The 6,721-nt window shown below is 41.5% G+C and carries 5 protein-coding genes; 3 read left to right on the forward strand and 2 right to left on the reverse strand.

Annotated features, from left to right (window positions below; all coding sequences use genetic code 11):
* Nucleotides 1-171 precede the first annotated feature (171 nt).
* From VPNCDNU1_RS25620 to VPNCDNU1_RS25630, 3 genes are all read left to right on the forward strand, one after another.
* Complete coding sequence (locus VPNCDNU1_RS25620; RefSeq protein ID WP_104402998.1) at nucleotides 172-1,128, forward strand: RecT family recombinase; 957 nt, start codon at nucleotides 172-174, stop codon at nucleotides 1,126-1,128.
* 220 nt (nucleotides 1,129-1,348) lie between these two features.
* Nucleotides 1,349-1,594, forward strand: a complete 246-nt coding sequence (locus tag VPNCDNU1_RS25625) for an excisionase (protein WP_104402999.1) — start codon at nucleotides 1,349-1,351, stop codon at nucleotides 1,592-1,594.
* Nucleotides 1,578-2,726: a phage integrase Arm DNA-binding domain-containing protein gene (locus VPNCDNU1_RS25630; RefSeq protein ID WP_104403000.1), complete on the forward strand. Its 1,149-nt coding sequence runs from the start codon at nucleotides 1,578-1,580 to the stop codon at nucleotides 2,724-2,726. The genes VPNCDNU1_RS25625 and VPNCDNU1_RS25630 overlap by 17 nt, the downstream gene beginning before the upstream one ends.
* 186 nt (nucleotides 2,727-2,912) lie before the next feature.
* On the opposite strand, the gene VPNCDNU1_RS28745 is transcribed toward VPNCDNU1_RS25630, so the two are convergent.
* A complete protein-coding gene (locus VPNCDNU1_RS28745; RefSeq protein WP_145959490.1) occupies nucleotides 2,913-3,248 on the reverse strand; it encodes a hypothetical protein in 336 nt (111 codons plus the stop codon).
* Nucleotides 3,249-3,867: 619 nt separating this feature from the next.
* On the reverse strand, nucleotides 3,868-5,997 hold the full coding sequence (locus VPNCDNU1_RS25640) for a hypothetical protein (RefSeq protein WP_104403001.1): 2,130 nt from the start codon (nucleotides 5,995-5,997) through the stop codon (nucleotides 3,868-3,870).
* Nucleotides 5,998-6,721 lie beyond the last annotated feature (724 nt).

Genomic DNA, 6,721 nt, shown 5'->3' on the forward strand with positions numbered 1-6,721 from the left:
GGGATCACGCCGATGTACTACTGGATGAGGAAGGTAAAAAACTGTGCTCTTGGAAATCGCAGAGCAGCAAACGTATCGATGTCACTGCACTAAAAAAAGCACACCCAGCCCTAGCGGCACAATATACCACGACAAACCACACTCGAGTATTTAGAGTGTAAGGAGGATCTTATGAGTGTCCAACTCTCTGATCAAGAACTGGCGATACTGAACGCTGAGCCAGAATCGGTCAACTCTAACGTAGACATTACATCAATGATGTTCAATCCAGATCTCATGCCGAGACTAGAAAGGTTCGCAGAGTTAATGGCATCGGGCAAGTCCACCGTGCCTACCCACCTTAGAGGCAATCCAGGTGATTGCCTAGCTGTGACCATCCAAGCCATGCAGTGGCGGATGAACCCCCATTCAGTGGCTCAGAAAACCCACCTCGTCAACGGCACACTTGGTTATGAAGCGCAGCTGGTCAACGCCGTGATCATCGCTATGGCACCAACCAAAGATAGGATACATTTTGAGTGGTTTGGTGATTGGTCTAACGTCATCGGCAAGTTTGCTAACAAACAAAATAGCAGCGGTAAGACTTATCAAGCCCCCAATTGGAAACCGGAAGATGAATTGGGCTTGGGTATTAAAGTCTGGGCCACTCTCAAAGGCGAAGAAGAGCCTCGTGAGCTGGAACTGTTTCTCACCCAAGCTCAAGTACGTAACTCCACTCTATGGGCGTCTGATCCGAAACAGCAGCTTGCGTACCTAGCAATAAAACGATGGGCACGACTATACGCTCCAGACGTCATCATGGGGGTGTATACACCAGATGAACTGGTATCTATCCAAGAAAAAACCATCAATCCACCTCCTATTAAAGAAGGGACACAAAAAGAAAAGCTCTTGCATAGATTAACGGCAGAGGCGCATGACGACCATCAAATTGAACAAGAGGAGCCTATTACCTTAGAAGCCATTCTACTCAAGATTAAGTACGCTCAAAGTGAGCGTGAACTGATCAACGTCGTCGCAGACGCTCAGGCACTAAAGAAAACAGAGCAAACCAAAGCACGTGAAGCATACAAACAGCAGCTCATTAAACTAAGAGCACTGGAGTGTACCGAACGAGACCAAAGCTAACAAAGGATCGGATTGCGCCATTTTGAACAGAATGCGCAATTCCGATACAGAGTATTAGGAAGCCCTGTGGACGTCTTGTCACTCGCCAACAATATTGGCTATGGTGACTACCTTCTTGCCGCACAAGACTGAACACTTAGGGGATACCTTACGCATTCTCATCCATTGCGGTAAAGAAAAACGATTCGCCAGATCGACACCAAGGCGCAAGGAGGCACTCATGAGCCATTATGAATTGATCGACATCGCCACTTGGGCAGAGAGCGTATTTCCAAATGAACGCTACTGCAAAAACACCTTGTCCCACTGGGCAAAAACCAAACAAATTTTCCCACCTCCTGTAAAGGTAGGTCGTAAGTGGAAATGTGAGCGTGATGCCCGTTTCGTCGGGCTGACCGACACCACACAATCTGATATTACCGATCCGCTAGTCGAAAGGATTTTTAATCATGGCAGCCAGACCTAGAAGCCATCAAATCGATGTCGAAAACCTCTACCAAAAGTTCGATAAAAGAACGGGAAAAGTATATTTCCAATATAAAGATCCTAGAACAGGTAAGTTCCATGGATTGGGTTGTGACAAAAACCGAGCGATGAGTGTCGCTAAAGACTTGAACCAACGCATCAACCAGCAATTGGCGGATCACTTCTCCTATTTGTTGAATGCTGATTCAGGTCCTGACGCCAAAGGGGTTTTGAGTACAAGAAGGTGGTGTGAACAGTACCTAAAACTGCAAGATGACCGATTAAAAGAGGGAGAAATCGTCGAGTCAACCATCAAGTCCAAACGGACAGCGATTCGGATCATTAATGCGCGCTGTGGTCACCTACGAATTGATGAAGTGACTACGCGTGTCATTGTCGCCATATTGAATGAATATCGAAAAGCCAACAAAACCCGCATGGCACAAGTCATTCGAGGTACTTGGATTGATATTTATAAAGAAGCGCAATACGCTGGTGAGGTCGAACCTGGCTTCAATCCCCCACTGGCGACTAAACCACCTAAATCAGAAGTCAAACGCTCAAGGTTATCTGAGTCCGACTGGGCACCGATCCTCGCAGCAGCCATAGAAGAGCACTCTCCTTTCTTGGTCAATGCCATGAAGTTGGCGTTAACCACGGGACTGAGGCGAGAAGACATAGTCCGACTCAGATTTAAGGATGTGAAAGATGGTTATTTGCAGGTCGCAACCAACAAGTCTCGTGGTAAAACAAAACTGGCGTTTCCTCTAGCGTTAACCAACCCTTTACTGAATGAATCGTTGGAAAGCATCATTGATGGATGTAGAGAAAGGAAGTTCATCACGCCTTACCTCATCCACCACGCTCGAAATGGCTATGGAGTAAAATGTGGTGACAAAGTACACCCTGGTTCATTGACTCAAGGCTTTCGAGAAGCAAGAAACGCAACCCTTTTAAAGTGGGAAGGCACCGAACCAACATTTCACGAAATACGCTCTCTTGCTGAACGAACGTATTATGCGATTGGATTTGATACACAAACTTTATTGGGTCATAAATCGCAGACGATGACAGATCGATACCACGACAATCGCGGTCGTGAATACACCAAAATCGCCCTCGTTCCACAGTGATCTAAATCACGAAAAAAGCACCCTTTTAAGGGGGTTTTGGAGGGATTTTTTGGAGGGATTTTGGAGGGAATTTTTTCTTCAACGAAAACAAACTCTTAAAAGTGGTCTCAGTGTGCCTTAAACACTGAATTCACTGCAAACCAAAAGTGCCACGCGTTGGCTGTCGGTTTGAAGCTTTTGTTAAGTTTATTTCCCCCACGGCCCGATGTTTGCCTCTTGAATAAACTCAAACCCACTAGTCCCGCGGCTGCATTCACCTGTACCAACAACCCTTACTCTTTCCCCAGTTGCTTTAGCTGAAAGAAACATAGAATAAAGAGCTTTAGCCACATCGCTATCGTAACGCATTCCGAATGGATGTTCCCAAGAAACACAGTCAGCAAGTGACTGATAGTTGTCCATTCGTATCAACATAATATTGTCTTGTGCCCTAAGCGTGACATCTGTGATAATGCCATCACCTTTTCCTGCTGACGCACCAATTGACACACAAAAGCATACTAGCAATAGAACTAATCTCATTATTTTTTCCTTAAACTTAACGCTTAGCTTAAGTTGCTGACAACCTACCACAAACCTCAAATTGACCAGCGTAAACACTAAACTGAATTCAAACCAAAAATGCCACACGTTGGCAGTCGGCTTGAAGCTTTTGTTAGGTTTTAACACAATCCTCCGCACTACTTGGCAAAGAACTGCATGATTCATTGGAACTTTATGAGCACAATCACAGGGCATGAACCAAAGTAACCACCCAATGCGCAAAATATTCAGCTCACGCTGGCTTCATTGGTAATGAAATTCTCCGGTGCTTTGAGCCAACCAGAACTCCCAACACCCCTACCCCAAATTTAAATGAAGCAACCCGAAAAAGGATGATGTTGGGAAAGAAGAAAATTGCTGAACCTACACGAAACAAATGCCCAGCGACACCAAAGAAGACAGTTGAATTATTACCACTGCTTTCAAGTAAAACCTAACGCCCTGTTAAGGGGTGAGCAGCGCAATACCAAAGCCGCCGCATACCACCGTAATCACTCAAACCAACGCATAGTAAAAATGCCATGCGTTGCGAATCCCTCTTAAACAGATTGTTAGTTGCCATTTATCACTCTTGCGAACGTAACTAACATTGTACAGCCTAAGACGCAGTCAAAATTCTACCAGCCGTTTTATCACTTAGCTTTTTAATAGTTCCACCAAAAATCAAGTCTGGTAATGCCCAAGTTGCAATAAATGGTATTACCGAAACAAAGTATTTAACGAAACCCGCAGTTTCACCAGATATAGTAATATCAGCAAAAACAATGGTGTCTGGGAGCGACATCGCACTTACTTGATAACAAACCAAAGCCAACGTTAAGGACACAAGTAATCTAAGAATTTTCTCAAAAAATAGCGATAAACGAGAAAAGTTATCCGCACTTAATTCCTTGCGGGCAGCATGAACGCCATCTTCAATGCATCGAAATGATTCATCTTTAACTTTTTCAATTTCATTAAGATAGCTACTCTTGGATTCAGATGTTTGACGTTCCAAAGACTCTACTTTTTCTTGTAGCTTTCCAACCTTGTCATTAAGTTCAGAATTTTGCTTTTCCTTAATAACTTGGTCTTTTGATTTGGTAACAATAGCTTCACGAGCTTTGTTTCTTTCTAACTCAACCTTTCTAACCTTATCTTCCAAATTAGACTTCTCGGAATTATAGAGCTCCTCTTTTAATCTTTCTTCTTCATCAAGCCTAATTTTAGATTGAACAAGTAGTTCTTCGAAGTTATCTTCATCTATTTGGTTATAGTTTGAGCCCACCTCATCGATTAGATAGTTAAAGACGCGATCATTACAAACTATGCGTTCATAGTCTTTAACTTTTTCTTCCGGTAAGTTCTTTAAGAACTCTTTAACCTTATAGAACACCTCTTTGTGCATCTCAAAAGCACGAGCACAAGAGCTAACAAGCGTGAGCGAAGTTATATCTTGACCAACTCCGCCACTAATAACCCATAAGAGCACCGCTAATTTTTTTTCACTAAGTAAAGGGGTCATATCTGGCTTAGTAAATGTTCTAAGTGTATACAAAACCTTATTAGCTGATTTAATCAAGCTCTCATTCGGTGATATTAGAAAAGATTTGGATTCAGCGATATTCTTAATCGAAGAGTAACCATGATTAGCTACAACATATGTAATAGACTCAACGTCATTGTACAATGCAACTTCATTACTATACCAAGATAATTCAGTTGATAACTTCTCTTTTAGAGCAACCCCATGATGGTTACTTGCATATGAAGATATGTTTATATACTTATTATTAACGCTGAAATTGTATTGTTGAGATAAAATATCTTTTACACTATTCTGAGCCGTTCTTACATCGATGATCTTGCTTGGGTTCTTGAAAATATAATGATCTAAAGAGCTAACTCTGGGTTGTTTTCTATCTCTATTTGAAAGTGCTATTCTAATGGAGGTTTGAGCCTCTTCAATATAGTTTTCGGTTGTAGTCAGAATACCACCTTCATCGAGAATTTTGTTGATCAATAGCCTTGAACATTGAACGGAGTAATCATCGTTAAAGCCTAATACGTTGAGTAGAATAGGGGCGTCTATATAGAAACTTTTTCCATTAATCGAACCATTTGCGATGGATGGTTCTTTAATACTCAGAACGACTTCTGACAAAATACAGCCTGAATAGGCTTTATTTAGTACTTCTTTTAGTTCACCGCCTTTCTCTTCAATTGCATTTACAAACCAGACAAAAGTGTAGTCCAGAATGTCGCTACATTTATATTGTTTAACTTTGCTAGGGGCATATTTTTCTACAAATGTATCTATCTGAACCAATCTTGAGATAAACTCACTTGAATAGTCTATATCAGGGTTAGCGACCTTCGCTCGCTTCATATTCTTCTTAGCATACTTCTCATACTCATTGAATATTTTTTGTATATCAGACTGAAGCTTGGCATTGTCTATTTTTGGAATTGAATCGATATAATATCTTTTGCCCTTGTTCCTCTCATTTATGATAGTTAAGACCCCTGCCTCCACTAATTTTGGCGCAAGATCTTCGGCTACATATGGATGCATTTCTAGACCATATGTAGCATTTATCTCTTTACAAAACTTTTCTGGTACGAACTCTTTGCCTTCCAAGTCAGATAAAAGCGGAGTAAAAAGAGGCAAAAGTCCCCTAACTAAATCGCCAGTTTCAGCGAATTGCTCATGAACTAGAGCGAAGTGAAACATATGTTTGCTTAACATTTTACCTCTATCATTATCATTGCTAGCCAACATGCGGGATTATATACTGTAAGTTGCATATTTTCTATAAGTGAAACAAATGATGTTAAATGCCATATTCACGCATGGCAACTAACGCCCTATTAAACTGCCAAAAACGTACAAATACCGCTTCTGCATGCCACCTTAAACACTAAACTCAACGCAAACTAAAAGTGCCACACGTTTTTGGTCTGTTTGAATTGTTTGTTATGAACGGACTTTACGGCAACCACAGATTTTCAGCAAATACAGAAGGTTGAGACGCAGAGCCAATTCACAAAATGTTGGCAGCTATACGACAAACCCACAACGAGTTGACTTAAAACACCCACCAAGTTTGGAGCTTTTCAAAGTACTGCCGCCCCGCAAAAATCACGGTGCAGCAAATGGCTGATAGAAAGAATTACTTGGCAAAAATACCCAAACAGCCAATTTGCCTTTTGATGAAACCCAAGCGGCATTTCACCAAAGAAACATAACGGATTTTCAATTGGGAAAGATTCAAATCATGATAAAAATATAAGCAAATATTGAACCTTAGCCCCTAATTTTACTGAATTTTTCTAGATGCTTCATAACGCCAGCTTAAACCGCAGACAACGCACAAAACAAGCCGCTGCATTACGCCTTAAACACTAAATTCACCGCAAACTAAAAATGCCACGCGTTGTTTGTCGGTTTGAAGCTTTTGTTATATCCATTT

Source organism: Vibrio penaeicida (assembly GCF_002933855.1).
In the GTDB taxonomy this organism is placed as follows: Bacteria; Pseudomonadota; Gammaproteobacteria; order Enterobacterales; family Vibrionaceae; genus Vibrio; species Vibrio penaeicida_A.

Bases quoted from the DNA above. Each gene is read 5' to 3' on its own strand.
- VPNCDNU1_RS25620 (WP_104402998.1), top strand. From the start codon at position 172: ATGAGTGTCCAACTCTCTGATCAAGAACTGGCGATACTGAACGCTGAG.
- VPNCDNU1_RS25625 (WP_104402999.1), top strand. From the start codon at position 1,349: ATGAGCCATTATGAATTGATCGACATCGCCACTTGGGCAGAGAGCGTA.
- VPNCDNU1_RS25630 (WP_104403000.1), top strand. From the start codon at position 1,578: ATGGCAGCCAGACCTAGAAGCCATCAAATCGATGTCGAAAACCTCTAC.
- VPNCDNU1_RS28745 (WP_145959490.1), bottom strand. From the start codon at position 3,248: ATGAGATTAGTTCTATTGCTAGTATGCTTTTGTGTGTCAATTGGTGCG.
- VPNCDNU1_RS25640 (WP_104403001.1), bottom strand. From the start codon at position 5,997: ATGTTAAGCAAACATATGTTTCACTTCGCTCTAGTTCATGAGCAATTC.